This is a genomic window from Nonomuraea sp. NPDC003214, from assembly GCF_053590035.1.
In genome coordinates this window covers 313,315-339,063 of the sequence record NZ_JBSFSX010000009.1, presented here as the reverse complement: position 1 = coordinate 339,063, position 25,749 = coordinate 313,315, and the positions used below count along the sequence as shown (strand labels likewise).

Genomic DNA, 25,749 nt, shown 5'->3' with positions numbered 1-25,749 from the left:
TCATTTGGGACGACCATTCCTCGTATCCGTCCTCGTACGGTGGCGACACCCCCCGTAATACGAGGAGAGTCACATGCTCCCCAGAAAGACCCTGACAGCGGGCCTCGCGCTCGGACTGACCCTCGTGGTCGTCCCCGCTGTAGCCTGGACCGCGCACAGCGCCACCGCGGACGACCTCAGCCCCTACGCCGCGGCGCAGGCGCAGGCTTCTGTCAACGAACCACCGCCCGGTCTGATCAACGCGCTCAGTGACGACCTCGGCATCAGCCAGCAGCAGGCCGAGACCCGGCTCGTCAACGAGGCAGCCGCGGCGACCGTCGAGCCCGGCCTGCGCGCCAAGCTCGGCGCGGCCTACGGCGGCGTCTGGCTCAGCGGCCCCACCGCCACGATGACCGTCGCCACCACCGACCAGGCGCAGGTCGCCGCCATCCGGGAGACCGGTGTCGAGGCCCGCGTGGTCGGCCGCTCCCTCCAGCAGCTCGACGCGATCAAGGCCACCCTCGACCGGGCGGCCGCGAAGGCGCCGAAGACCGCGCCGGTCTGGTACGTCGACGTCGTGAACAACGACGTGGTCGTCCTGTCCTCCACGCCCGCCAAGGCGCAGGCCTGGGTACGGGCCAGCGGCGCCGACGCCTCGGCCGTCAGGGTCGTCCGCTCCAACGAGCAGCCGCAGGCCTACTACGACGTACGCGGCGGCGACGCGTACTACATCGGCAGCGGCTCCCGCTGCTCGGTCGGCTTCTCGGTGAGCAAGGCGGGCTCGCAGGGCGGCTTCGTCACCGCCGGCCACTGCGGCAGCACCGGCGCGACCACGACCGGCAGCAACCGCGTCAACCAGGGCGTCTTCCGCGGCTCCTCCTTCCCGGGCAACGACTACGCCTGGGTCGAGGTCAACTCGCAGTGGACCCCGACCGGCGTCGTGAACGCCTACAACCGGGGCATCCAGCCCATCCGCGGCTCCCAGGTCGCCCAGGTGGGCGCCTCGATCTGCCGCTCCGGCTCGACCACCCAGACCCACTGCGGTCAGGTCAGCCAGCTCAACACCAGCGTCACCTACCCGCAGGGCACGGTCTCGCAGGTGACCAGGACGAGCGTCTGCGCCGAGCCCGGCGACTCCGGCGGCTCGTTCTACTCCGGCGACCAGGCCCAGGGTGTGACCTCGGGCGGCTCGGGCAACTGCAGCTCGGGCGGCACGACGTACTTCCAGCCGGTCAACGAGATCCTGCAGGCGTACGGACTCACGCTGGTCACCCAGGGCGGCAACAGCCCGACCCCGACCGGCAGCAACACGCCGACGCAGTCGCCCGGCGGCACCTGGGCGGCCGGCACCACCTACGCGGCCGGCGCCACGGTGACGTACGGCGGCGCCACCTACCGGTGCCTCCAGGGCCACACCGCGCAGGCAGGCTGGGAGCCCCCGGCGGTGCCCGCTCTGTGGCAGCGCGTCTGATGTCCTGACCCGTTCGAAACCGGGCCCAGGCCGGGGAGCCCCCTCCTCCGGTCTGGGCCCGCCGGTTTGTCGGTGCCGGACGGTACTTTCCGATCATCCCCCTGACGATGGAGGTTGGTCGATGTACCGACAGGGCGACATCCTGATCGTGCCGGTGTCCGAGGAGGACGCGCCGCGCACCGTCCGGCCCGAGCCGCGTGACGCCCGCGGGCGGCTCGTGCTGGCGCACGGCGAGGCCACGGGCCACTGCCACGCGATCCCGGGGCCCGGCACGCTGTCGGGCGGGTTCCTGCACCTGCCGGAGGGCGGTCGCCTGGTGCACGAGGAGCATGACACGATCTCGCTGCCCAAGGGCTGGTACCGAGTGGTCCGCCAGCGCGAGTACGTGCCGGGCTCCTTCCGGGTGGTGGCCGACTGATGGCCGTGCACACCGATGAACGGGTGGCGTGGGACCGCATGGCCTTCGCCACCGGGCCGGGCGGCGACGCCGACGCGGCTGTCCGGCAGGCCTACAGGGAAGCGGGCCTGCCGGAGCCGGACCACGTGATCGTGGTGACCTCGCCGCTTGCCGGAGCCCGCGCCGCCGCCTGGCTGACCGCCGACCCCGCCACCCGCCCCGGTCCTGCCGCCCCGAACCCCCAGGAAACCGCCCGGACCGCGTCAGAAACCCCCGAAGGGCCACCTCGGGCCGTGACGGGGAAGGAGGACGGTCGCGTCGGGCCGGGGGCTCTCGCAGGGGAGGCCGCTCCGGATGGGGCGGTGGTGTTCGGGGGGTTGCCGGTCGGGGTGGTGGCGGGGCGGTCGGTGCGGCATGAGGTGCGGACCGTGCTGTGGGAGCGGGTCAGGGCCGCGCTCTCGGCCGAGCTGGGCCCGGCGGGGTGGGCGGCCCGGTGGGAGGAGACCGGCGGCAGGCTGTGGCCGCAGGTGAGCCGCCTGGTCGCCGACGTCCGCCGCGCCATCGCCGAAGCCGCCACCGCCACCGAGGTCACCGCCGAAGGCGACACCGCCACCGCGGACGGCAGCCAGCGGGTCGGGGAGGAGTTGCGGCGGGTGACGCTCGATGCGGTGCTCGGGCAGCATGACGCCCCCTGGCTGTCGGCCTTCGAGGGGCTCGGCGGGCTGGAGGGGCTGGAGCGGGTCGCCCGGTGCGCGAGCTGGTGGTGGCCGTACGAGCGGGTGGCGATCGTCAGCGCCCGCCCCGCCGAGCTGCACCTCGACGAGCTGGGACGCCTGCACGCGGCGGACGGCCCGGCGCTGGTGTGGTCCGACGGGTTCGCCCTGCATGCCTGGCACGGCATGCCGGTGCCCGCGGGGTTCACAATGACGGACCTGACCCCGGCGCGCATCCGCGAGGAGTCCAACGCCGAGCTGCGCCGCGTCATGCTGGAGCACTTCGGCGTCGACCGCTATCTGGTCGAGTCGGGGGCGCGGCCGGAGCATTCGGACGAGACGGGCGTCCTGTGGCGGATCGAGCTGCCGGGTGACGAGCCGGTCGCGATGGTGGAGGTGGTCAACTCCACGCCCGAGCCCGACGGCACCCGGCGTACGTACTTCCTGCGGGTGCCGCCGTGGGTGCGGCGGGCGCGTGAGGGGGTGGCCTGGACGTTCGGCGTGAGCGAGGAGAGCTACCGGCCGGAGCGCGAGACCTGAGGCCAGGCTGCCGGGATGCGTTCCAGCACCCCGTCGCCGAACACCTCGTAGAGCCCGAGCGGTTCCAGGTGCACGTAGCCGATGTGGCAGTCGCAGGCGGCGGCCGGGCAGGCGCGCGGCCGCAGCTGGGGCGCGTAGCTGCCGTCGTAGAGGTTGCCGAGCGGTTCGGCGACGAAGTGGCAGCGCCGCACGTCGCCGTCGCCGTTGACCGACACGACGCTGTCGCCGGTGCGGCAGGGCAGCCCGCGGCTGGGGTGCGGGAAGCGGCTGTGGTGGAAGAGCGGGTCGAGGGCGGTCCAGTCGGCGGCTTCTGCGTCGGTGTAGAGGCGGCCTTCCTCGGCGTTGACCCACAGGTACGTCTCGGGCGGCAGGTCGGCGCGCAGCCGCCGGGCGTCGGCGAGGTGCGCCGGGTCGCCGACGATGCCGACGCTGTGCCGCACGGTCAGTGATCGGAGCTTGGCGAGGAACCGGTCGTAGGGCACCTGGGTGGGGTGGTAGGTGACCCAGAGGGCGACCCGGTCGGAGGCGTCGGCGAGCCAGCCGGTGCGGCAGCTCAGGTTGGTCTGGATGGCGACGCGGCGGACGTTCGGCAGCCATGACAGCTCGACGAGCGCCTTCCGGTACCAGGACCTGACCAGCCCTTCGCCCCAGGGCGTGAACAGGATGGCCACGTCGAAGTCCTGCCGGGCCACCCAGGCGGCGAAGCGTTCGAGCGCGGCGCGGTCGGCGCGCAACTGTTCGGGCGTGTCGCGCCGCTTGGCGAAGGGGCAGTAGGCGCAGTCGTAGTCGCAGCTCGCCAACGGCCCTCGGTACAGGATGGTCAGCATGCGTCGTAGCCGTCCATGAGGGCTCTGACCTGCGGCGAGAACAGGGCGGGCCCGATCGCGTCGGACCAGGCCAGGCCCTCGGCCGTCAGTTTGACCACGTCGGGCTCGATCACGAGCCACTGCCGGAACTCCGCCAGCGGGAAGTCGTCGAGGGCGTCGGCGCCGAACCGCTCCCGGTAGAGGGCGCGGTCCAGGCCGCCGGCCTGCAGCAGCGACTGGATGAGGTGCCGCCGCCTGCGTTCGCCGGGGGTGAGCGTGAAGCCGACGTTGGCGTGGCCGAAGTCGTCGCGGCTCACGTAGTCGTCGATGATCGCGCGCACCTGGCGGGCGCCGACCGCGTACTCGAAGGAGTAGTGCAGGTCGCCGGTGTAGGAGCGGGCGCCGCAGCCCAGGCCCACCATGCCGTCGGTCTGGCAGCAGTATTCGGTGGCGTTGGCGGTGCCGGGCAGCCGGAACATCCGCATCGACACCTGCTCGTAGCCGGCGTCGGCGAGCCGGTCGCGGCCGAGGCGGTAGAGCTCCAGCCGCTGGTCGTCCCAGGCTCGGCCCTGCTTGCCGAGCCCGGTGAGCGGCCGGACGTACAGCGGGTAGAGGTAGATCTCCTCGGGCTTCCAGGTGAGGGCGGTGTCCAGGGAGTGGAGCCAGGAGGCGGGGGTCTGGCCGTCGATGCCGTAGATGAGGTCGAGGTTGAGGACGGGGACGGCGCTGGCGCGGATGGCGTCGAGCGCCGCGTCGACCTCGGCGCGTTTCTGCGGCCGGACGGCGGCGCGGGCCTCGGCGTCGACGAAGCTCTGCACGCCGATGGAGACGCGGGTGGCGCCGCGTTCGGCGAGGACGGCGAGGCGGTCGGGGGTGGCGGTGGCGGGCGAGGTCTCGACGGACAGCGGGATCGCGCCCAGGTCGACGGACATGGCCCGTTCGGTCAGGTCGAAGAGCCTGGTCAGCTCGCGGGCGCTGAGGTAGGTGGGGGTGCCGCCGCCGAACGCGGCCGTGGTGAACGCGCTGGTCTCCAGGGCGCCGGCGGTCTGGACGGCCTGGCGTTCGAGGGCGTCGAGGTAGGCGGTGACCAGGTTCTCGGGGGCGCCGGTCCGGGTGAACAGGTTGCAGAAGCCGCAGCGCATCTCGCAGAACGGGATGTGCACGTACAGGGCGCCGGGCCGTTCGTCGGCCCACACGTCGGCCAGCGCGGGGCGGGGGTCGAGGGGGCGGTAGGCGGTCTTGTGCGGGTACGCGTAGACGTAGCCCTCATACGGGCGCATGAGGCTCCAGGATGAACTGCGTGTACGGGACGGTCCACACGACTTCGTGGCCGATCCGGTGGCCGACGTGGCCGTCCTCGCCGTACGCCGTGCCGTGGTCGGAGCAGACGATCACCAGCGTGGGGCGGGGCATGAGGTCGTAGAGCCTGCCGATGTGGCGGTCCACGTACGTGAGCGCGGCGGCGTGGGTGTCGCGCGAGTCGGCGGTGGCGCCGGGCAGGTAGAAGTGGTTGGGCTGGTGGAGGGCGGACACGTTGAGGAACAGGAAAACCCGGGTCCTGATATTTCGCAGAATGTCGCCCACGCGGTCGATCTGGTGCTCCAGCGACCGCGGGTCCGTCACCCCGAACTCCGGCTCCCAGTGGCTCTCCGCGAACAGCCCCGGCAGCGCCGACCCGAGCGGCGTCCGCTTGTTGAAGAAGCCCACGCCCCCGACGCACACCGTGTGGTAGCCGGCCGCCGCCAGCCCGGCGGGCAGGTCGGGCGCGTCGAACACCCACGTGCCGTCGCCCGTGGTCTCGCTGCCCGGGAACGTGGCCGCGAACAGCCGGGGATGCGGCCCCGGCGTCACGGGCGTCGGCAGGAACCCGGCGAAGAAGGCGGCGTGCGAGGCGTAGGTGAAGCTGCCGGGGCTGTGCCGCCGCTCCCACCGGGCGCCGCCGGGCAGCAGGTTGCGCAGCCTCCCGGCCCCGGCCAGCTCGTCGGCCACGTCGTAGCGCAGCGTGTCGAGCGTGATCAGCAGGATGTCGTGGCTGCCGACGATCTCACGCATGTCCATCGAGCACCGCCCTGACCTGCTCGGCGTAGGTGTCGCGGCCGCTTCCCGCCAGGTCGCCCAGCCCCGGCAGCAGGTCGCCGAACGCGTTGACCTCCGCCACCGCGACCGTCCGCCAGTCGGCGCCCACCATCAGGTCGACCCCGGTGCTGAGGGTGCCGGGGAAGCAGGCCGCCGCCCGCGCGCACGTGTCGAGCACCCGCTCCCACAGCGCGGTGCGCGCCCGCAGCGGCTCCAGGTCGCCGCGCTCGCCGCCGAGGTGCAGGTTGGTCATCGGCCAGCGCCCGGACCGCACCACCGCGTGCGTCGGCTCCCCCGCCACGGTGACCACCCGCAGGTCGAACGCGCGCCCGCGCACTGACGCCTTGGGAAACCACCGCTCGACGTGCAGCCCGTCGGGGGCCAGGAAGTCGACGAGCCGCCGCACGTCCGCTTCGTCCTCGTAGGTGCGCACCCGCAGCGAGTTCAGGTACGCGCCGCCGGTCCGGGCGGCCGACGTGACGGCCCTGACCCGCCCGGCGTGCGCCTGGAACGCGATCACGCCCGACGACGACGAGCCGTGGGCGGGCTTGACGAACACCCTCTTCCAGCCGCGTACGGCCATGAGTTCGCGCAGTTCCTCGTACGACGAGGCGGTGAAGCCGGGCGGCACCGGCACCCCGGCCGCCTCCAGCACCGCGTGGCAGCGCCGCTTGTCGAACAGCACGCCGATCTCCGCCACGTCGCCCAGCAGCCGGACCCCGGGGACGGCCGCGACGCGCGCCAGCCCGGCGGTGAAGGCCGCGTACCAGGCCGCGCCGCCGCCCACCCGCGCCGGGTCGCCGGGCCCGCGCAGCAGCGCGTCGGCCTCGGCGTCCTCGCCCGGCGAGTCGATCCGCAGCAGCGCCTTCGCGGGCGCGCGCAGCTCCCGACCGGCGAGCACGTCACGCCACGGGATCACGTACGGCTCGGCCAGGCCGCGGGCGGTCACCGCGGCCCCGAACATCGTCACCCGCCGGTCGCCGGGAGTCCCGACGACCGCGAACTCCACGCTCACTCGCTGACCGCGACGAAGGTCCAGCCTCGGTCGGACTGCTCCATGCCGGTCAGGTCCACCTCGACGCCGGGCAGGGCGGCGGTGATCCGCTTCATCATGGGCTCGGTCAGGTAGTGGTGGTGCAGGTCGAGCTTGCGCAGGTGGGTGAGCGGTTGGCCGCTGAGCAGCGCTTCGGCGCCCTCGTCGCGCAGCACGCCCATCGACAGCGCCAGCGACTCCAGCCGGGCCACGACGGGCGCGGCGGCCACGGCGGCGGCGATCTCGTCCTGGATCTCGCTGTCCTGGAGTCCCAGATGCCGCAGGGCGGGCAGCCGCTCCCCCGACAGGATCGGCGCCAGGTCAGCCACCGTGGCGTCGCCGCCGTACTCCCCCACGCCCAGCCACAGCTCCAGGTGCTCCAGCGCGGGCAGCTCCGACGCCCCCACCGCCCTGACCACGGCGGCCGGCAGCCCACCGGTCTCGAACCGCAGCACCCGCAGCGCCTCGTGCCGCACCGGCGACAGCTCCAGCCCGGTGCCGCCCCGCACCTCCAACCGCTCCAGCCTGGGGAACGCCTCCAGCAGCGGCGTCACGTCCGACTGCTGGATCCAGGAGATCTCCGCCTCCTCGGAATCGATGTCGCCGAAGAACAGCGAGCGCAGCGCGGTCAGCCGGGGCGCGTGCGCGACCAGGCGCTCCACGACCGACGCCGAGCTCGTCTCGTAGCACTCCTCCCAGGCCCCGATCACCAGGGCCGTGACCCGCGCCGGGTCGACGGACTCGACGAAGGCGTCGATGGCCTGCGTCATGGGCGCCCGCTCGTCGCCGGGCCAGGTGACCGCGTGGAGCCGCCAGGCCACCTCACCCTCCGGCGGGGACTGACCGTCCCGCGGGTGGTGGGCGACAGGCAGCCCGGCGTACGTGTCCATGTAGGACAGCGTGTAGCCGAGCGCGGGGTCGTACTCGATCATGGCAGGATGTCCTCGCCTGGGGGATTGGCGAGTCCTGTCCTACCAGATCGAGCCGACAATCACCGATCCCGGTAGTCGGCCGCCACCCCGATCAGCGAGATCAGGCCCGAGGCGAACTCCATCGCCTCCTGGTGCCCCTCGCTGAACGGCGGCTGGAAGCCGACGCCCTCCCATCTCCGCGTCTCCGGGTTCCACAGGTCGCTGCCGACCTCGAAGTCCCAGCCGTAGATGCCGAAGTCGTACCAGAGCTCGTCGGCCGAGTTGCCGGCGGCCGAGTAGAGCACGTCGGTCACCGGGCCGGTCTGCTGCGGCCAGGTGACGGTGCCGCGCTCGGCGGCGATCGCCTCCTCGATCGTGCGGGCCGAACGCAGGAAGTACGCCTCCTCCTGGGCGGTCGGGCGGGGCAGCGTGATGCGGCCGTCGAGCTTGTACGCGCCGGGCGGCCACATGAAGTAGCCGCCGTAGCTGTGCACGTTCATGGCGAACTTGATGTTGCGGTACTTCTGCGCGAGCCAGATGACGTTGCGGCTCTCCGGCTCGGAGTGCTCGGCCGGACCCGCGTAGGTGCCGCTCTGGCAGTTGGCGGAGGCGCCGAAGTAGCCGTCGTGCAGCGACCCGGCCGCGTAGTTGCGGTTGACGTCCACGCCCCAGGTGTTGCGCTGGGCCGGGTCGGCCTGCTGGGCGGGGCAGTGGTTGGTCATGTTCTTACGCTGGGAGTTGAAGTCGTAGAAGCTGTAGTTGGCGCCGTCGGGGTTGACGGTCGGCACGATGAACACGTCGGTGCGCTGGAGCAGCTTGCGGGTGGCGGGGTCGCGCGCGTAGTTGCGCAGCAGCCGCTCGGCGGCCTCGATGGTGACGAGCGGCGTCACCCACTCCCTGGCGTGCTCCTGGGCGTAGGCCAGGACGCCGGTGCGCGAGCCGTCGCGGTGCACGCCGATGCGCAGCGCGAGCACCCTGGCGGGCTTGCGGGAGACGTCGGCGGGCGCCTTGAGGAAGTCGCTGAGCTGGGTGAGCGCCACCGGCGCCATGACCCCGGCGCCCGGGTCGCCCCTGTAGGTGGAGGCGCGCAGCCCGGGGGTGGCGTCGAGCGCGGCGGCCACCTGGGCGGCGGTGCTGGTGGGCGTCCCGGAGCCGTCGGTGGCCAGGCTGACCGTGACGCGCTTGCCGTCCACGCTCACGTCGAGCGCGCGGTCGGGCGCTCCCGGGTCGACGAGCTCGACGGCCAGGTCGTTGCCGCCTTCGGACCCGTACGCGCGTGAGGTGACGACGACGGCTGAGCCGGGGACGGCGCCGAGCAGCGCCTGGGCGTGGCGGCGGTAGCCGTTGGTCAGGTGCGGCAGCTCGACGATGTCGGTGAGCCGGGGGAAGCTGCGGTGCAGGGCCTTGATGCGCTCGTTGAGCTGCGCGGGCGGCATGTACTGGGTGATGAAGTCCTTCTGGTAGCGGTGACCGGTGCGGTCGGGGCGCTCGCCGTCGGGCCACTCGCTGACGCGGGCCTGCGCGGTGCCGCCGGTCGCCGAGGTGACCGTGACCCAGTCGGGCCGGGTGTCCACCGGCGCCGGGGTGGCGAACTGGTGTCCCAGGTAGGCGCCCGCGTCGAGGTAGGGCGCCATCGCGACCTCGCCGGTCGCGCCGCGCCTGCCCTTCCAGGTGGCGGTGAGCGCCGCCGCGCCGCCGGCGCTGCTGGACGCCTCGACCGACAGGAAGTAGCCGTCGCGGGACTTGAACCAGACGGCCCGCTCGATGACGATCTGGTCCCGTGCGGTGGCGGTGGCGGCCGGCTTGGGGGCCGGCGTGCCCGTGGCCAGGGTCGCGCCGAGCGGCCGGAGCGCCGCGAGCTGGGTCGGCGTCACCACCGCGTCGACCTGGATGCTGCCGTCGGCCTGGGGCCGCACCCGCTCGGTGAGGTCGGCTCCGGCCGCGACCAGCCGGTCCATCGCCGCGCGGTCCGGAACGGAGAGTGTGACCAGCGAGACGGGCTCGGGGTCGGTGGGCCCGGCGACCGCCGGGATGGACGGTTCGGCCGCCACGAACGTGGTGAGAACGACGGTCAGGACAACTGCGGCTGCCCGTAGGGCTCGCATCGGCTCCTCCTGGGGATCACCCGTATGAGGATCATTGAAAGCCGACAAGGACGAACCGGCAAGACTCACACCTTGCGACGCTCCGGCGACCTGCGGAAGGATCTCCCAATCAACCCCCCGCCGTTTTTGGAGCGCCGTCGTGGACTCACAGGAGAGCATCGGCCGGTTCGGCTACCGCCAGGAGTTACGCCGTGGGGTCGGCCTGACCGATCTGGTGTTCTATGGCCTGATCTTCATGGTGCCCATCGCGCCATTCGCGATCTTCGGCCTGGTCTACGAGCGTTCAGGTGGTATGCCGGTATTGGTATACCTCGTCGGCATCATCGCGTTGCTGTTCACCGCGAACTCGTACGCCCAGATGGTCAAGGCGTTCCCGCTTTCTGGATCGGTCTACAACTACGCCGGGCGCGGCATCGCGGCGCCTGTCGGGTTCATGACGGGCTGGGCGATCCTGCTCGACTACCTGCTCGCGCCGAGCCTGCTCTACCTGATCGCGTCCATCGCCATGAACGCCAGCATCCCGGCGGTGCCCGTGTGGGCCTGGCTGATCATCTTCGTGACGGTCAACACGGTGATCAACCTGCGCGGCATCCGCATGACGATCAAGCTCACCAAGGTGATGATCGTCGCCGAGCTGGCCGTGCTGGCGCTGTTCCTGCTGGCCGGGCTCTGGGCGCTGCTCAACGGGGCGGGCCGCGGGTTCAGCCTGACGCCGCTGTTCAACCCCGAGACCTTCTCCTGGCCGATCGTGTTCGCCGCCGTGTCGGTGGCCGTGCTGTCGTTCCTCGGCTTCGACGGCATCAGCATGCTGGTCGAGGAGTCGACCGGCGGTTCGGAGCAGGTGGGCCGGGCGATGCGGCTGGCGCTCGTCCTGGCGGGCGTGCTGTTCATCACCCAGGTGTGGGTGGCCGCCCTGCTCGCGCCCGAACCGCTCAACTCCGACACCGCCTTCTATGACGCGGCGGCCATCGCGGGGGGCGAATGGCTGCGGCATCTCACCACCACCGCCACCGCGATCTCCTGGGGCGTGGCCAACACCCTGGTCGCCCAGGTCGCGGTCTCGCGCCTGCTGTACGCGATGGCCCGCGACCGGCAGCTCCCGGCGTTCCTGGCCCGCATCTCGGTGCGCAACTCGGTGCCCGCCAACGCCATCCTGCTCGTGTCGGCGCTGTCGGTCGGCATCGGGCTGTGGATGTCGACCGTCGACGGCGGCGTCGACCTGCTCACCAGCCTGATCAACATGGGCGCGCTGGTCGCCTTCATCGTCCTGCACGTCTCCGTCGTCGTGCACTACACGGTCCGCCTGAAGTCGGCCAACCGCTGGGCCCACCTGGCCGCGCCGCTCATCGGCATGGCGATCCTGGTCTTCGTGGTGATCAACGCCAACATCCTCGCCCAGATGGTGGGCCTCGTCTGGCTCGGCGTCGGCGCGGTGGTGCTGGCGATCCTGTACGGCATGGGACGCCGTCCCACGCTGCGCGATTCGGTCAAGGAGCCGGCGTGACCCGGCAACCGCTCCACCACGACCTGTTCCTGATCGCGCACGACAAGTCGGGCAAGCCGCTGGCCCACCGGTCGGCGACGTCACTGGCGCTGGCCGGGGCGGTGCTGATCGACCTGGTGCTCGCCGAGCACGTGAGCGTCGCCGCGGGCTCGGCCGCCGTCACCGGCCGGGCCGCCACCGGCGACGCGGTGGCCGACGACCTCCTGAACGTGATCGCCGCCGACCGCATCGGCCACGACCCGCCGTACTGGGTCAGGAGCCTGGCCGAGAACGTGTACGACCGCACCCGCGACGCGCTGACCGCCGCGGGCCTGCTGGTGCCGGTGACCCGCCGCCGCCTGGGCATGCTGCCCTACGTCCGCCACGAGCCCGCCGACATCGCCCTGCTGGTACGGGCCTCCGCCGGGGTGCGGTCGGCGGCCGAGGGCCGCAAGAGCCCCGACGCGCGCAGCGCCGCGCTGTGCGGCCTGGTGGCCGTGCTCCAGATCGAGGCCGCGCTCTACCTCGGCCTGCCGTCGCTCAACGAACGCCTGCGCGCCCTCGCCACGGGCCATTCACCGCTGGTCAAGGAGCTGGTCGGCATGGTCGACACGCTCGTGCAGGAAGCCGCCGTCGCCGTCTACAGGTGACCCCCGGCCGCAGGTGTCAACGGCTCTCCCCGTGGTACGTGTACGGCAACCGACACGGGGGGACACCATGGCCGAGCTCCTGACGGACGAGGAGATCGACACGGCGCTGGCGGGCCTGGAGGGCTGGCGCCGCGACGGCACGGCGCTGACCAGGGACATCCCGATCACGCCTGACAACTTCGACTGGCTGCGCCAGGCGGTGACGAACGAGGCCGACGCGCTGGACCACCATCCGGAGATCGAGCGCACCGACTCCGGCATCCGCTTCCGCCTGTCGACCCACAGCGCGGGCGGGGTGACCGCCAAGGACGTCGAGCTGGCCGCGCACATCGACCAGGTCGTCGACGGCGCGGCCCGCGACCGGGGCTGACGCCGGCTCACCCGAGCACGGACTCGATCGCCTCGACCGCGGCGGCCCGGTGCCCGGCCAGCAGCGCCACCGCGCCCTCGGCGTCGCGGCGGCGCAGCAGGTCGAGCGTGGCCCGGTGCTCCTCGATGACCCGCCGCCGGTTGGCCTCCTCGGCGTAGTAGACCGAGCGGTAGGCGTCGGTCGAGTCCCACAGCGTCCTGATCAGCCGCACCAGGCGCGGCAGCCCCGCGCACTCGAAGATCGCCATGTGGAAGCGCCGGTTGGCCTCGGCCATGGCCAGCACGTCGGCGGCCTCGGCGGCCCGCTCGACCTCGGCCTGCGCCGCCTCGGCCGCCGCCAGCCCGGCGTCGGTGAGCCGCCCGACCGCGCGCCGGACGGCCTCGGCCTCCAGCAGGTCGCGGATGAGATAGACCTCGCGCAGGTCGTCGAGCGAGAGCTGCTCGACGTAGTAGCCCCGGTGCGCCCGATGGCCGACCAGGCCCTCGCCCTGCAGCGTCTTGAGCGCCTCGCGCAGCGGGACGCGGCTCACGTCGAGCTCGTCGGCCAGCACCTCCTGCCGGATCGGCTCGCCCGGCCGCAGGCGGCCGGTGGTGATGGCCCGCCTGAGCTCCTCCAGGACGAACTGCTGAGCCGTGGGCGGCCGGCGAGAGGTCATTGGCCCAATATCCCACGGACCCACTGCTCGTCCCGGCCCAGCTCGGGCGGGTCCAGCCGGTAGGCGGGCGGCGTCACGTCCAGCCCGATCGGGTTGGCCACCTGTCCGTCCGCCAGCGGCTCCAGCCCCAGCTCGGCGGCGAGCGCGAAGGCCGCGGCCAGGTCGTTGATCGGCCCGCACGGCACCCCGGCGGGCGTCAGCGCGGCGAACCAGTCGTCGGCGCCCCGCGTGGCCAGCGTCGCGTTCAGCTCGGCGACCAGCTCCTCGCGGTGCGCCACCCGGCCGGCGTTCGTGCCGAACCGCTCGTCGTCCACCAGGTCGGGCCGCTCCAGCACCCCGCACAGCGCCCGGAACTGCCGGTCGTTGCCCGCCGCGATGACGATCGGCCTGTCGGCCGCCCGGAACACCTCGTACGGCACGATGCTCGGATGCCGGTTGCCCATGGCCTTCGGCACCACCCCGGCGGCGGCGTACGCGGAGGCGTGGTTGGTCAGCGCGGACAGCAGCGACGACAGCAGCGACACCGTCACCCGCTGCCCCTGCCCGGTGGCGTCGCGGTGGCGGAGCGCGGCCAGCACGCCGAGCGCCGCGTGCAGCCCGGTGATCACGTCGACCAGCGCGACGCCCGCCTTCGTGCCGGGCCCGTCGGGCTCGCCGGTCACGCTCATCAGCCCGCCCACGGCCTGCGCGATCAGGTCGTAGCCCGGCAGCTCGGCGCCCTTGCCGGTGCCGAACCCGGTCACCGAGCAGTAGACCAGCCCCGGGTTGAGCCCGCGCAGCCTGTCGTAGCCGAGGCCGAGGCGGTCCATCGTGCCCGGCCGGAAGTTCTCCACGAGCACGTCGGCGCGCGTGGCCAGCGCCGTGGCCACCTCCAGATCGGCGGGGTCGCGCAGGTCGAGGGCGATCGAGCGCTTGTTGCGGTTGACGGCCAGGTAGTAGGTCGCCACCCCGTCGGCGTCGTGCGGCGGCCCCCACGAGCGGGTGTCGTCCCCGCCGCCGGGCCGCTCGACCTTGACCACGTCCGCGCCGAGGTCGGCGAGCAGCATCGTGGCGTACGGCCCGGCCAGGACCCGGCTGAAGTCGGCGATCAGCAGCCCGTTCAACGCCCCGCCCATGGCTACGCCCCTCTTCCTGTGACATATTTGGATTTTGGATCCAAAATACAGGAAGGGCTTCCCCGTGCACCCCTCAACGCTGTTCGCCATCGACGGCCTCCTCACCGACGAGGAACGCGACATCCGCAAAGCCGTGCGCCAGGTCTGCGACAAGGAGATCCGCCCGCACATCGCCGACTGGTTCGAGACCGGCGAGCTGCCCGCCCGCGAACTGGCCCGCACCCTCGGCTCGGTCGGCGTCCTCGGCATGCACCTCGACGGCTACGGCTGCGCCGGGCTGGGCGCCGTCTCGTACGGGCTGGCCTGCCTGGAGCTGGAAGCCGCCGACTCCGGCCTGCGCAGCCTCGTCTCGGTGCAGGGCTCGCTCGCCATGTACGCCATCTGGAAGTACGGCAGCGAGGAGCACAAGCGCGAATGGCTGCCCCCGATGGCCGCCGGCGAGCGCATCGGCTGCTTCGGCCTGACCGAGCCCGACTTCGGCTCCGACCCCGGCGGCATGCGCACCACCGCCAGGCGCGACGGCTCCGACTGGGTGCTCAACGGCGCCAAGATGTGGATCACCAACGGCTCCGTGTCCGACGTCGCCGTCGTCTGGGCGCGGACCGACGACGGCGTCCGCGGCTTCCTCGTCCCGGCGGGCACCCCCGGCTTCACCGCCCACGACCTGAAGCGGAAGGTGTCCCTGCGCGCCAGCGTCACCAGCGAGCTCGTCCTCGACGACGTACGCCTGCCCGCCGACGCCATGCTGCCCGGCGCGCGCGGCCTGTCCGGCCCGCTCGGCTGCCTCAACGAGGCCCGGTACGGCATCGTGTTCGGCGCGATGGGAGCGGCGCTCGACTGCCTGGAGACCGCCCTGGACTACGCCGGCTCCCGCGAGGTGTTCGCCCGCCCGCTCGCCTCCTACCAGCTCACCCAGGAGAAGCTCGCCGACATGACCCTGGAGCTCGGCAAGGGCCTGCTCCTCGCCCTCCACCTCGGCCGCCTCAAGGAAGCCGGCGCCATCACCCCCGAACAGATCAGCGCCGGCAAGCTCAACAACGTGCGCGAAGCCCTGGACATCGCCCGCACCTGCCGCACGATCCTCGGCGCGAGCGGCATCACGCTGGAGTACCCGGTCATCAGGCACGCGGTCAACCTGGAATCGGTGCTCACCTACGAGGGCACCTCGGAGATCCACACCCTCGTCCTCGGCAAGGCCCTCACCGGCCTGCCCGCCTTCCACTAGAGCCGCGTACACCGCCCCCGTCCCATAGGCGTCTATAGGCGGTCGTCGCCGTGCCGGTCGAAGACCGCCACGTCGAGGACGGCCACGCTGCTGCCCCTCGGCAAGGTCGCCTACCTCGTGGCCGGCCCAGCGGGAGCGGCTGCGCATCTGGTCCGGCACGTGCGACCGGACCCGCGCCTCCCCCACGCCCACGCCCACCCCGACTCCGGCCCCGACTCCGGCCCCGACCAAGCCGCAGCCGGACACCCGCACCGATCCGCGGTTCCGCACCTGCGGCGACGCCAACCGCGCCGGCTACGGCCCGTACTACCGGGGCCGGGACCCCGAGTACGCCTGGTACCAGGACCGCGACGGCGACGGCGTGGTCTGCGAGCGCTGAACCGGCTCAGCCGGCGAGCGTTTCCCGGACGGCCCGGGTGATGCGGCCGCGGATCGGGCGGGGGGCGGCAGGCAGGAGGGCGGGCAGGTCGGTGCGGCGGCCTTGGAGGAAGCCGGCGTTGAGGTTGGAGAACAGCGAGAGCGTGTGCGTGACCTGGTAGGGCTCCAGGCCGCTCCCGGCGAGCAGCTCCCGCATCGCCGACAGCGGGACCGGCCGGTAGCCGACCGGGCGGCCGAGCACCTCGCCCAGCACGTCCGCGATGTCCTGCCCGCCGATCGCCTCGACGCCTTCCAGCTCGTACGTCCTGCCCGCGTGGCGGCTGTGGCGGCCCGCGGCGAGGTCCCGGTGGATGTCGGCGGCGACCCGTACGGCGACGTCGGCCAGGTCCTCCTTGGCCACGACCGACACCTTGCCGGCCCCGAACGGCGCGGCGAACACGCCGCTCTGCCCGGCGGACGCGGCGGCGGTGGCGGCCAGCCCGACGGGGACCTCGCCGTAGAGGCCGTTGCGCAGGATCGTCACGTCGAACGGGGCCGCGGCCAGGCGTGACTCGGTCCAGCGGTGCGGCAGCGCGATCGTCATCAGGTCGCCGGAGGCCGCCAGGCTGGTGTAGACGACGTGCCGGACGCCCGCCGCCTCGGCCGCGCCGGCCACGGCGCCGTGGCGGGCGAGCACGACGTCGTCCTCGGCGTAGCCGGCCGAGACGAACACGAGGACGTGCGCGCCGCGGAACCCGTCGGCGAGCGACGCCGGGTCGTCGAAGTCGATCCGGCGCGCGCTCACCCCGTCGCCCGTGCGGGTGCCGCCGACCACCTCGATGCCGTCCTGGCCGGTGAGGCCGCGGTGGATCAGGCCGCCGAGGCCGCCGGAGACACCGGTGACGAGAATCATCTGCTGCTCCTTGCTGTTGGCATGTAGTGCAGATTCATCCACACCGGACGGCAGGCCCATAAGGAGGCACTTTCGTGTCAGCCACGAACACCGCGATAAGCCCGCAGGTCAGCGGCCCGTGCGGGGACGACGACTGCGGGATCCGCGACGTGCTCGACCGGCTCGGCGACCGCTGGACGGTGCTGGTGCTGGTCGAGCTGGCCAAGGGCACGCGCCGCTTCCGCGAGCTGGAGCGGGCCGTTCCCGGCATCTCCCAGCGGATGCTGACGGTGACCACCAAGCGGCTGTGCCGTGACGGCCTGGTCGAGCGGACCGTCTACCCGACCATCCCGCCGCGCACCGACTACCGGCTGACCGAGATGGGCGCGAGCCTGGCGGGCATGGTGTCGGCGCTGGCCGACTGGTCCCGCGACCACAAGGACGCGATCGCCGCCGCGCGTGACGACTGGGACCGGCTTGCGTAACTTGCGGGTTACGTAACCCGTAGGCTACAAAGGACGGGTGAGAACGGGAGTGTTCGAGGCGCTGGCCGACCCGGTCCGGCGCAGGCTGCTGGAGCTGGTGGCCGAGCGCGAGCGTACGGCCGGCGAGCTGGCCGCGGAGTTCGACACCAGCCGCCCGGCCGTGTCCAAGCACCTGCGGGTGCTGCGTGAGGCCGGGCTCGTCACGTACCGGAACGAGGCGCAGCGCCGCCTCTACCGGCTGGACCCCGGCCCGCTGGAGGAGGCGGGCGCGTGGATCGAGCGCACCAGGAGCAACTGGGCCGCCCGCCTCGACTCCCTCGAACGCCACCTCGACCGGCTGGAGGACACCTGACCATGCACGACGACACCGCACCCGCCCCGGACGACCGGCGCGGCACCCTCGGCCTCGGACCGGACGGCGAGTGGCAGATCCGGTTCGAGCGCCGCCTGCCGCACCCGCCGGCCCGGGTCTGGTCCGCCCTGACCGACCCCGCCCAGCAGGGCGAATGGCTGCCCGGCGTGACCCTCCGGCCGGAGCCCGGCAGCACGGTCACCTTCGACTTCGGCGACGAGGGCCGGGCCGAGGGCGCGGTCCTCGCGGTCGAGCCCGGCCGGCTCGTCGAGCACACCTGGCTCTGGCCGGGCGAGCCCGAGTCACGGGTGCGCTGGGAGCTCTCTCCCGACGGCGACGGCACCCGCCTCGTGCTGCTGCACCGCCCGGTGCGCCGCGAGCCGGCAGCCGACTACCGCGCCGGCTGGCACGCCATGCTCGACTCCCTGCACGCCCACCTCACCGCCTCGGCGACCCCTTCTACCCCTGCAGCCCCCGATACCGATTCCGCTCCAGGAACGCCCCCTGCCCCGTGGCCAGCCTGAGCGCCGCGTCGGCCACCAGCGCGGGAATCTCCGGATGGATGTGCGCGACATGCGGCGGCACCCACGACCGGTCATGCAGCCGCGGATGCCCGGGCTGGGACGACAACGCCGTGAGCACGAACACCAACGGCGCCCAGATCGTCCGGAACCGCAACCCGATCCGGTTCCCCGTCACGTCGTCGACCATGTGAATCTGGAACAGGTCGGCGGCGTCCATGTCGCAGAACTCGGCCCGCCCCCACGCGAAATGCGCCCACATATCAGGATGCGTGAAATGGGCGCCCTGCGTGGTGACGGTCAACGGCCCCGCCCCGTCGACCACCCACTGCCCCTGCGCCTCCGCCACCGCCTTGCTCTTCCGCAGCGCGTTGGCCGCCTCGTTGACCGCGTGCGCCGCGATCACGAACGACAGCGACCCGAAGGCGAACATGTTGCTCCGCCGGTACGCGACCGGGCTCTGCGGCTTCCACAGATGCCGCTGCGCCGGAGCCACGAGCAGCGCCCGCTCCCCCGGCTCCAGCCGCGCCGGACTCGGCACGAACGGCCGCGACGCCAGCTCGTCCGCCGTCCTGACAGCCAGCAGCCCACACATGAACGACCAGTCCTGCGGCCCGATGACCGGCGGAGGAGGCGGCACGTATCGCACAGAAGGTCCTACCTGGGGGGTATGCGAGACAGTCTGCCGCGATCATACTGACCCGACCCGCGCTCAACATGCCTGCCGGCCAGGTAGCCGGGTTCGTCGGAGTCCCTGGCCGCGGCCTCGTGGTGACCCTTCTCCGCGCCGCACGCAGCTCCGGGCCGGATCACCACGGCCGGTCAGTCGGAGGGCGCGAAGCCGCCGGCCGGGCCGGGCTCGTAGGTGATGCTGCTCGTGTTCACCCACGTGCCCATATCGGAGTAGGTCGACGCGCCGCCGCCCTGGTAGTACTTCCACGGACCGTAGCGCCAGGCGCATCCGGTGCTGGCGCAGACCTGCACCTTCAGCCGGAAGGTCCCTGTCGTGTTCCCGTTGTCACAGTCGATCCAGGCGGAGTGCAGGTCAGCTCCCCAGCCCTTGACACACGTCACGGCCTGCGCCGGGGCCGTGGTCAGGGCGAGCGTGAGAGCGGTCGGGAGAGCGAGGGTCGAGGCGATGATCACGTGCCGTAACTTCATGCGGTGGTCCCCTTCTGCCTGAGGAGTTCCGATGGGAAGTGACGCCTTGGTCAGCTTGCAGTGGATCACGACAGGGGGCAAGCATTACTTACCGCATTGGCCAATTGGGACAATAAGTCCTCAATTTCCGGCCTCTACGCTGGGCTCATGCCGCCGTGTCTCGACGTCTACGTCTGGCTGGCAGAGTGCAGCTCCGAGGTCCTCGGGCGATTCATCGAGAGCTACGTCAAAGCGACCGATGATGACGAGCGGCTCCACACCCTCATCCGGGCTCACACCCAAGGCGGCGCGGACGACGTTTCCACGCTCTATCTCAAGGCTCGCGACCATTACCAGGCGAGCATCACGTTCACCCGTGGCGGAGCGACCGTCCTCGGTCTCAGCGTCGACGCCGCGGACGACCTGCCGGAAACGCTCAGGCTGGCTGAACAGCTCATGGAACAGCTCCGGCAGCAGTTCGCCGCCCCTGCCGGATGCGCGGGCGTCGAATTGCCGCCGGCAGGCGACCGCTCCGAATGGCACGAAGAAGCATTGGTGCTGCTCCGCACCGGCGAGCTCACTTTCTGATCCTCCACGGCACGGCGGGTAGCCACCGGTGACCGTTTCTGTCATTACCGACTGGCAGCATGTCGGCGTGATCGCGACTGCCGCTGACTATGCCTGGTTCACCTACAACCGATTCATGTACGACGCGTACACCGACCTCCGGGAGGCATACTGTTTCACCCTCGTCCGCGGGCTGACACCTGAGCAGGTCCTGGCCCGGACCGGTGCCGAGCGCTTTCCGCCCGTGGGGCTCAAGGGCCTGATCAAGGCAGCGTTTTCCGACCTCGGTAGACCCCGCACCGGATATAGCCACTTCTTCGGGGTCACACTCGTCGACGACTGGGCGTTCGTCGTCGAACCCAACGGCTTCATGGGCGTCATGCCCGGCGTCGCCGGACGATTGTCAGCGGGCACCCGGCTGGTGTCCCATTTCCGCAATGTCAACGGGCAGGAAGACTTCCTCTGGATGGAAGACGGCCAGGAGCGCCTGGCCTTGGAGCCAAGCTTCTCCGACATCGAGTCCTACAACACATGGGAAGAGAAATTCAGCGAGATCGGGCGCCACGTCGGATTCGACGACGACCACAGCAGTGAGTCGTTCTTCGCGATGGCTGAGTACCTGACCGGGGTCAAGGTGACGCCAGAACTGCTGGAGCAGTCGGTCTACCTATGTGGGGTCGCGCCCTACTCCCGACAATAGAGCAGCATGTCTCGACACCGGCAGGCTCGGTCCTCGCACGGCAGGAGCTACTTGGCCAAGTGCCGGCTGATCACCAATCGCTGGATCTGATTGGTCCCCTCGAAGATTTGCATGATCTTGGCCTCGCGCATGTATCGCTCGACCCGGAACTCCCGCGTGTACCCGTACCCGCCGAACACCTGCACAGCGTCCGTCGTCACCTTCATCGCCGTATCGGTGGCCACCAGCTTGGCCACCGAGGCCTGGCGGCTGTACGGGAGGCCGGCGTCGCGGCGGCGGGCGGCGTCCAGGTAGGCGGCGCGGGCGCAGTCGACCCCGGCGGCCATGTCAGCGAGCAGGAAGCCGAGCCCCTGGTGGTCGATGATCTTCTTGCCGAAGGTCTGGCGTTCCTTGGCGTAGGCGACGGCCTCGTCGAGGGCGGCTTGGGCGAGGCCGGTGGCGCAGGCGGCGATGCCGAGGCGGCCGGAGTCGAGGGCGCTGAAGGCGATCTGCAGCCCCTGTCCTTCCTCGCCGAGGAGGCGGTCGTCCTCCAGGAAGGCGCCGTCCCAGTGGGCGCTGGTGGTGGGGATGGCGTGCAGGCCCATTTTCTCCTCGGGGCGGCCGAACGTGAGTCCGTCGGCGGCGCCGGGGGCGAGGAAGCAGGAGACGCTCCGGTCGCCGGTGCGGGCGAAGAGGGCGTAGAAGTCGGCGATGCCGCCGTGGGTGATCCAGGCTTTGTTGCCGGTGACGCGATAGCCGCCTTCGACGCGGTCGGCGCGGCAGGTGAGGGCGCCGGCGTCGGAGCCGGCCTGGGGCTCCGACAGGCTGTAGCCGCCGATGAGCCGCCCGGCGAGCATCTCGGGGAGCCAGCGTTCGCGCTGTTCGGGCGTGCCGTAGGTGAAGACGGGGAAGCAGGCCAGCGTGTGGACGCTGGTGGCGACGGCGACGGCGGCCCAGCGGGCGGCGAGCTCCTCGATGACCTGGAGGTAGACCTCGTACGGCTGGCCGCCGCCGCCGTACTCCTCGGGGTAGGGCAGGCCGAGCAGCCCGGCGTCGCCGAGGGTCGCGAACAGCCCTTCGGGGTAGGTCTCGGCGCGCTCGTGTTCGTCGACGCGGCGGGCGAGCTCCTTGTCGGCGATGTCGCGGGTGAGGTCGATGAGGTCGCGGGCGTCCTGGTCCGGCAGCAGGCGGTCAACGGTCACGGCATCTCCCGGGTGGAGGCGGTCGGCGAGGACGAGACGGCCGGGGCGGGCAGCTGGGCGAGTGCCTTGGCGGCCCGCTCGCGGAACTCGGCGACGCGGGCGAGCTTGATGTCCTCGTACCCGCGGATGACCTCCGGCAACGCGGCCAGTTCGGCGACGGCGTCGGCGGTGGCGGGGGTGAGCCGGGTGAGCGCGTCTCGCATGAGATCACGGTATTCGGTGACCAGCTCCCGTTCGACCCGGCGGACCCGGGCGTAGCCGAAGAGGTCGAGGGCGGTGCCGCGCAGCAGGCGGGCGGCGCGCAGGCCGTGGAAGACGGGGGCGGCGGTGCGCGTCAGGCGGATCTTGCGCTTCATGCCGAGGGCGCGCAGCAGCGGCGGGTGGAGGAGCACGGAGACGACGGCGTCGGGGCCGTACTCCAGTTCGCGCCTGGCCCGTTCGGCGGGGTCGAGGTGGAGGCGGGCGACCTCGTACTCGTCCTTGTAGGCCATGAGCTTGTGCAGGCCGCGGGCGTAGGCGAGGCCGATGCGGGCGCCGGCCTCCTCGCCGGCGCGTTCGACGGCGCGGGCGGTCAGGCGGCGGACCTCGTCGGCGTACGTGCGGGCGTAGGTGGCGTTCTGGTAGCCGGTCAGGTCGGCGACGCGGACGGCCAGCACCTCGTCGAGGCTCGGTTCGGCGGCGTCGGGGGCGGTGGGGGGATCGACGACGGTGGCGCGGCCCCAGCGGAAGGCGGCCAGGTTCTGCTCGACGGCGGCCTTGTTGAGCCGGATGGCCTGTTCGATGGCGTCGGCCGAGACGGGGATGCAGCCGTGCTGGTAGGCGGCGCCGATGAGCACCATGTTGGCGGGCATGTGGTCGTCGAAGAGGGATTCGGACAGGCCGTGCGCGTCCACGTACAGGTTGTCGGCCTGCCGGGTGGCGGATTCGACGCGGGCGAGCGCGCCGTCGGCGGAGCCGAGCCGGTCGCGGCCGGTGACCATGGCGGCGGTGGGCACGACGGTGGTGTTGATCACGGCGATGGTGCGGTCGGGCGTGGCGACGGCCAGGTTGGCGTCGGCGGCGGCGCCGAGCAGGTCGAAGCCGATCAGCACGTCGGCGGTGCCGTTCGCGGCGCGGACGGAGCCGGTGATCGGGTCCGGGGAGATGCGGACGTCGCTGACGACCGGCCCGCCCTTCTGCGCGAGCCCGGTCTGCTCCAGCCCGGCGGCGTGGAGGCCGTCGAGGTGGGCGGCCATCTGCAGGATCTGCGAGACGGTGACGACGCCGGTGCCGCCGATGCCGGGCATCCTGATCAGCACGGACCGGCCGGCGAACCGCGTCACGGGCTCGGGCAGCGCGGCGGGGGGCTGCGGCACCGGGCGTGCGCGCTTGGTTCCCGGCTTGACCAGCAGGAACGACGGGCAGTCGCCCTTGAGGCAGCTCAGGTCGGAGTTGCAGGACGGCTGGTGGATGCGCGTCTTGCGCCCGAACTCGGTCTCCACCGGCTGAACCGACAGGCAGGTGGACACCTCCCCGCAGTCGCCGCATCCTTCGCAGACGCGCTCGTTGACGACGACCTTCTCGACGGCGACGGGCAGTTTGCCGCGCTTGCGCAGCCGCCGTTCCTCGGCCGCGCACCGGTCGTCGTGGATCAGCACGGTCACCCCGTCGAGCGCGGCGAGCTCCCGTTCCACGTCGGGGAGGTCGTCGCGGTGCCTGACGGTGGCGATCGGGTCGAGCGTGATGTTCCTGTACGTCTCGGGCTCAGGGGTGGTGACGACGACGCGCCGTACCCCTTCGACGGCGAGCGCCCGCGTCAGCGCGGGCACGTCCAGGCGGCCCTCGGCGCGCTGGCCGCCGGTCATGGCGACGGCGTCGTTGTAGAGGAGTTTGTACGTGATCGTCACCCCGGCGGCGACGGCGGCCCTGATGGCGAGGGAGCCGGAGTGGTGGAAGGTGCCGTCGCCGAGGTTCTGGACGAAGTGGCGGTCCTCGGTGAAGGGGGCCAGGCCGATCCACTGGGCGCCCTCGCCGCCCATCTGGGTGATGCCGACCTGGTGGCCGCGCCCGTTGCCGTCCAGCGCGATCATCGCGTGGCAGCCGATGCCGACGCCGACCAGCGTGTCGTCGGAGGCGCGGGTGGAGGTGTTGTGCGGGCAGCCGGAGCAGAAGTACGGCGTCCGCGCCGCCACGACGGGCAGCAGGGGCCGCCGCTTGGGAGGAGCCGCGGCGGGGACCGCGGTGGCCCGCGGCAGCCGGTCGGGGCCGAGGCACGCGGCGACGGCCGAGGCGACGGCCTCCGCGCCGAGGGTGCCGCGCGCGGTGAGCAGCTCGCGGCCCGTCTCGTCGGTGCGCCCGACGACGACCGGGGTGCGCTCGCCGCCGTACAGCGCCTGCTTGAGCTGGCCCTCGATGAACGGCACCTTGTCCTCGACCACGAGCACCCGCTCCAGGTCGGCGGTCATGGCGACGAGCTCGGCGGCCTCCAGCGGGTACGGCATCCCGAGCCGGACGAGCCGGACACCGAGCGCTTCGAGGTCCTGCTCGCCCACGCCGAGGTCGGCCAGCGCGCGCAGCACCACCTGGTAGGAGGTGCCGGAGGCGACGATGCCGAGCGTGGCGCGCGAGGAGCCGGCGGTGACCCGGTTCAGCCCGGTCGCCTTGGCGTAGGCGCGGGCCAGGTCGAGCCGCCGGGTGAGCATGTCGTGCTCGGCGTCGAGCGAGGCGGGGCCGACGAGGATCGGCGGCGGCCCGGCGTCGGCGCGTCCGGGGGCGGGGATGCCGGCGCGCAGGGTGTCGAGGTCCACGGTGGCGGAGGCGTCGGCCACGTCGGCGAGGATCTTCAGGCCGGTCCACAGGCCGGTGGCCCGCGACAGCGCGACGGCGTGCAGACCGAACTCGATGATCTCGGCGACGGTGCCGGGGGCGAGCAGCGGCATGGCGAGGCTCTGGCACATCGGCTCGCACGAGCTGGGCACGGTGGAGGACTTGCTGCCCGGGTCGTCGCCGATCCAGGCCACGGCTCCGCCGAGCGCGGCGGTGCCCGCCACGTTCCCGTGCCGGATGGCGTCGGCGGCCCGGTCCAGGCCGGGGTTCTTGCCGTACCAGAAGCCGGTGACCCCGGCGTGGCGGCGGCCGGGGAGCTCGCGCAGGAGCTGGGTGCCGGCGACGGCGGTGGCGGCCAGCTCCTCGTTGAGGCCCGGCTGGAACACCACGCCCGCCTCGTCGAGGAAGCGCCGGGCGCGGGCCATCTCCAGGTCGACCCCGGCGAGCGGGGAGCCCTGGTAGCCGGAGACGAAGACGCGGGTGTCGAGGCCGCGTCCGGTGTCGAGGCGGCGCTGCTCCAGGGTGAGGCGGACCAGGGCCTGGATGCCGGAGATCAGCACCCGGCCGCTCTCGGCGGCGTATCTGTCGTCGAGGGACACACTCACGCGTTCCTCCAGGCGGTCGTGCGGTGGGGGACCCCAAGCACAGCAACGCATCCCTGGTGAGCGCAAGTATCAGGGGAGAAACCCGCCTGAAGACGCAAATAGTTGGAGTGGAAGCCGCTGGATGCATATGTTCTTTGCGCACAGGAGGAGGTTGGCGCATGTCAGTCGTGGACGAGATAGATCACCAGGTGCTGCGGCTGCTGCGGGAGGACGGCCGGCGGACGTTCTCGGAGATGGCCGAGCGGATCGGCCTGTCGGTGGCGGCGGTGAAGCGGCGGGTGGACCGGCTGCGGGAGCTCGGCGTGATCACCGGGTTCAGCGTGCAGATCGACTACTCCAAGCTGGGCTGGGGCATCGAGGCGTTCACGGAGCTGCGGTATCCGGGGACGACGCCGGTCAGCGAGATCGTCCGCACGGCGACGGACGTGCCGGAGGTGCAGGCGGTGTTCACGATCGCGGGCGACCCCGACGCGCTGATCCACGTCCGGGTGCGCGACCTCGGCCATCTGCAGCAGGTCATCGACCGGTTGCGCCGGGCGGGGGACGTGACGGGCACCAAGACGCTCCTGGTGCTCGGCTCGTGGACGCGCGACGCGCTGGCCTGAGCGGCCCTTG

27 protein-coding genes are annotated in these 25,749 nt (G+C 72.2%); 14 read left to right on the top strand and 13 right to left on the bottom strand.

Features of this window, described 5'->3' with window-relative positions; genetic code table 11:
- The first annotated feature begins 73 nt into the window (after nucleotides 1-73).
- From ACWDXC_RS29485 to ACWDXC_RS29475, 3 genes are all read left to right on the top strand, one after another.
- Nucleotides 74-1,450, top strand: a complete 1,377-nt coding sequence (locus tag ACWDXC_RS29485; protein ID WP_449987014.1) for an alpha-lytic protease prodomain-containing protein — start codon at nucleotides 74-76, stop codon at nucleotides 1,448-1,450.
- Nucleotides 1,451-1,571: 121 nt separating this feature from the next.
- Nucleotides 1,572-1,868: a hypothetical protein gene (locus tag ACWDXC_RS29480; RefSeq protein WP_449987012.1), complete on the top strand. Its 297-nt coding sequence runs from the start codon at nucleotides 1,572-1,574 to the stop codon at nucleotides 1,866-1,868.
- Nucleotides 1,869-1,873: 5 nt separating this feature from the next.
- Nucleotides 1,874-3,100 (top strand): DUF6745 domain-containing protein, encoded by a 1,227-nt coding sequence (locus ACWDXC_RS29475; protein WP_449987010.1) that lies wholly within the window; start codon nucleotides 1,874-1,876, stop codon nucleotides 3,098-3,100.
- Here ACWDXC_RS29475 and ACWDXC_RS29470 read toward each other — a convergent pair.
- The 6 genes from ACWDXC_RS29470 to ACWDXC_RS29445 are packed head-to-tail and all read right to left on the bottom strand — an operon-like array spanning nucleotide 3,076 to nucleotide 10,031.
- Nucleotides 3,076-3,927: an STM4011 family radical SAM protein gene (locus ACWDXC_RS29470; RefSeq protein WP_449987008.1), complete on the bottom strand. Its 852-nt coding sequence runs from the start codon at nucleotides 3,925-3,927 to the stop codon at nucleotides 3,076-3,078. The two genes, ACWDXC_RS29475 and ACWDXC_RS29470, sit on opposite strands and share 25 nt — an antisense overlap.
- Nucleotides 3,921-5,186, bottom strand: coding sequence for an STM4012 family radical SAM protein (locus tag ACWDXC_RS29465; protein ID WP_449987006.1), 1,266 nt, complete (start codon nucleotides 5,184-5,186; stop codon nucleotides 3,921-3,923). The genes ACWDXC_RS29470 and ACWDXC_RS29465 overlap by 7 nt, the downstream gene beginning before the upstream one ends.
- A complete protein-coding gene (locus tag ACWDXC_RS29460) occupies nucleotides 5,173-5,958 on the bottom strand; it encodes an STM4013/SEN3800 family hydrolase (protein ID WP_449987004.1) in 786 nt (261 codons plus the stop codon). The genes ACWDXC_RS29465 and ACWDXC_RS29460 overlap by 14 nt, the downstream gene beginning before the upstream one ends.
- The gene (locus ACWDXC_RS29455) at nucleotides 5,951-6,991 is read right to left on the bottom strand and encodes an STM4014 family protein (RefSeq protein ID WP_449987002.1); all 1,041 of its coding nucleotides are present in this window, start codon (nucleotides 6,989-6,991) and stop codon (nucleotides 5,951-5,953) included. Before ACWDXC_RS29455 ends, ACWDXC_RS29460 begins: the two co-directional genes overlap by 8 nt.
- A 2-nt stretch (nucleotides 6,992-6,993) precedes the next feature.
- Complete coding sequence (locus ACWDXC_RS29450; RefSeq protein ID WP_449987000.1) at nucleotides 6,994-7,947, bottom strand: STM4015 family protein; 954 nt, start codon at nucleotides 7,945-7,947, stop codon at nucleotides 6,994-6,996.
- Between the two features lie 59 nt (nucleotides 7,948-8,006).
- Nucleotides 8,007-10,031: a M14 family zinc carboxypeptidase gene (locus ACWDXC_RS29445; protein ID WP_449986999.1), complete on the bottom strand. Its 2,025-nt coding sequence runs from the start codon at nucleotides 10,029-10,031 to the stop codon at nucleotides 8,007-8,009.
- 139 nt (nucleotides 10,032-10,170) lie between these two features.
- Between ACWDXC_RS29445 and ACWDXC_RS29440 the strand changes: the two genes are divergently transcribed.
- From ACWDXC_RS29440 to ACWDXC_RS29430, 3 genes are all read left to right on the top strand, one after another.
- Entirely contained in the window at nucleotides 10,171-11,535 is a 1,365-nt protein-coding gene (locus ACWDXC_RS29440) for an APC family permease (protein WP_449986997.1), read from the top strand.
- Complete coding sequence (locus tag ACWDXC_RS29435; protein ID WP_357583348.1) at nucleotides 11,532-12,164, top strand: GOLPH3/VPS74 family protein; 633 nt, start codon at nucleotides 11,532-11,534, stop codon at nucleotides 12,162-12,164. The genes ACWDXC_RS29440 and ACWDXC_RS29435 overlap by 4 nt, the downstream gene beginning before the upstream one ends.
- Before the next feature lie 67 nt (nucleotides 12,165-12,231).
- On the top strand, nucleotides 12,232-12,534 hold the full coding sequence (locus tag ACWDXC_RS29430) for a 4a-hydroxytetrahydrobiopterin dehydratase (RefSeq protein ID WP_364171584.1): 303 nt from the start codon (nucleotides 12,232-12,234) through the stop codon (nucleotides 12,532-12,534).
- 7 nt (nucleotides 12,535-12,541) lie between these two features.
- On the opposite strand, the gene ACWDXC_RS29425 is transcribed toward ACWDXC_RS29430, so the two are convergent.
- A complete protein-coding gene (locus tag ACWDXC_RS29425; protein WP_219508531.1) occupies nucleotides 12,542-13,189 on the bottom strand; it encodes a GntR family transcriptional regulator in 648 nt (215 codons plus the stop codon).
- Nucleotides 13,186-14,304: a CaiB/BaiF CoA transferase family protein gene (locus ACWDXC_RS29420; RefSeq protein ID WP_449986994.1), complete on the bottom strand. Its 1,119-nt coding sequence runs from the start codon at nucleotides 14,302-14,304 to the stop codon at nucleotides 13,186-13,188. The genes ACWDXC_RS29425 and ACWDXC_RS29420 overlap by 4 nt, the downstream gene beginning before the upstream one ends.
- Nucleotides 14,305-14,368: 64 nt before the next feature.
- Between ACWDXC_RS29420 and ACWDXC_RS29415 the strand changes: the two genes are divergently transcribed.
- Both ACWDXC_RS29415 and ACWDXC_RS29410 read left to right on the top strand, forming a co-directional pair.
- Nucleotides 14,369-15,529 carry an acyl-CoA dehydrogenase family protein gene (locus ACWDXC_RS29415; protein WP_449986992.1) on the top strand — a complete coding sequence of 387 codons (1,161 nt, stop codon included), beginning with the start codon at nucleotides 14,369-14,371 and terminating at the stop codon, nucleotides 15,527-15,529.
- A gap of 34 nt (nucleotides 15,530-15,563) precedes the next feature.
- A complete protein-coding gene (locus ACWDXC_RS29410; protein WP_449987335.1) occupies nucleotides 15,564-15,908 on the top strand; it encodes an excalibur calcium-binding domain-containing protein in 345 nt (114 codons plus the stop codon).
- A gap of 6 nt (nucleotides 15,909-15,914) precedes the next feature.
- Here the strand turns inward: ACWDXC_RS29410 and ACWDXC_RS29405 are convergent, their stop codons facing one another.
- A complete protein-coding gene (locus ACWDXC_RS29405) occupies nucleotides 15,915-16,799 on the bottom strand; it encodes an NmrA family NAD(P)-binding protein (RefSeq protein WP_449986990.1) in 885 nt (294 codons plus the stop codon).
- Nucleotides 16,800-16,873: 74 nt separating this feature from the next.
- On the opposite strand from ACWDXC_RS29405, the gene ACWDXC_RS29400 reads away from it, so the two are divergent.
- Genes ACWDXC_RS29400 through ACWDXC_RS29390 form a run of 3 tightly spaced genes read left to right on the top strand, consistent with a single transcriptional unit; the run spans nucleotide 16,874 to nucleotide 18,139 of the window.
- A complete protein-coding gene (locus tag ACWDXC_RS29400; protein ID WP_449986988.1) occupies nucleotides 16,874-17,263 on the top strand; it encodes a winged helix-turn-helix transcriptional regulator in 390 nt (129 codons plus the stop codon).
- Nucleotides 17,264-17,300: 37 nt separating this feature from the next.
- Nucleotides 17,301-17,615: an ArsR/SmtB family transcription factor gene (locus ACWDXC_RS29395; RefSeq protein WP_449986986.1), complete on the top strand. Its 315-nt coding sequence runs from the start codon at nucleotides 17,301-17,303 to the stop codon at nucleotides 17,613-17,615.
- Between the two features lie 2 nt (nucleotides 17,616-17,617).
- A complete protein-coding gene (locus tag ACWDXC_RS29390) occupies nucleotides 17,618-18,139 on the top strand; it encodes an SRPBCC family protein (protein ID WP_449986984.1) in 522 nt (173 codons plus the stop codon).
- On the opposite strand, the gene ACWDXC_RS29385 is transcribed toward ACWDXC_RS29390, so the two are convergent.
- Together ACWDXC_RS29385 and ACWDXC_RS29380 are read right to left on the bottom strand one after the other, a co-directional pair.
- A complete protein-coding gene (locus ACWDXC_RS29385; protein WP_449986982.1) occupies nucleotides 18,075-18,785 on the bottom strand; it encodes a hypothetical protein in 711 nt (236 codons plus the stop codon). The two genes, ACWDXC_RS29390 and ACWDXC_RS29385, sit on opposite strands and share 65 nt — an antisense overlap.
- A 173-nt stretch (nucleotides 18,786-18,958) precedes the next feature.
- Nucleotides 18,959-19,297 (bottom strand): hypothetical protein, encoded by a 339-nt coding sequence (locus tag ACWDXC_RS29380; protein ID WP_449986980.1) that lies wholly within the window; start codon nucleotides 19,295-19,297, stop codon nucleotides 18,959-18,961.
- Between the two features lie 147 nt (nucleotides 19,298-19,444).
- On the opposite strand from ACWDXC_RS29380, the gene ACWDXC_RS29375 reads away from it, so the two are divergent.
- Both ACWDXC_RS29375 and ACWDXC_RS29370 read left to right on the top strand, forming a co-directional pair.
- Nucleotides 19,445-19,864 carry a hypothetical protein gene (locus ACWDXC_RS29375; protein WP_449986978.1) on the top strand — a complete coding sequence of 140 codons (420 nt, stop codon included), beginning with the start codon at nucleotides 19,445-19,447 and terminating at the stop codon, nucleotides 19,862-19,864.
- Nucleotides 19,865-19,892: 28 nt separating this feature from the next.
- On the top strand, nucleotides 19,893-20,543 hold the full coding sequence (locus ACWDXC_RS29370) for a DUF6461 domain-containing protein (RefSeq protein ID WP_449986976.1): 651 nt from the start codon (nucleotides 19,893-19,895) through the stop codon (nucleotides 20,541-20,543).
- Nucleotides 20,544-20,590: 47 nt separating this feature from the next.
- On the opposite strand, the gene ACWDXC_RS29365 is transcribed toward ACWDXC_RS29370, so the two are convergent.
- Entirely contained in the window at nucleotides 20,591-21,724 is a 1,134-nt protein-coding gene (locus ACWDXC_RS29365) for an acyl-CoA dehydrogenase family protein (protein WP_449986974.1), read from the bottom strand.
- Nucleotides 21,721-25,185, bottom strand: coding sequence for an indolepyruvate ferredoxin oxidoreductase family protein (locus ACWDXC_RS29360; RefSeq protein WP_449986972.1), 3,465 nt, complete (start codon nucleotides 25,183-25,185; stop codon nucleotides 21,721-21,723). Before ACWDXC_RS29360 ends, ACWDXC_RS29365 begins: the two co-directional genes overlap by 4 nt.
- Before the next feature lie 107 nt (nucleotides 25,186-25,292).
- Between ACWDXC_RS29360 and ACWDXC_RS29355 the strand changes: the two genes are divergently transcribed.
- Nucleotides 25,293-25,739 (top strand): Lrp/AsnC family transcriptional regulator, encoded by a 447-nt coding sequence (locus ACWDXC_RS29355; protein WP_219508519.1) that lies wholly within the window; start codon nucleotides 25,293-25,295, stop codon nucleotides 25,737-25,739.
- The last annotated feature ends 10 nt before the right edge of the window (nucleotides 25,740-25,749 follow it).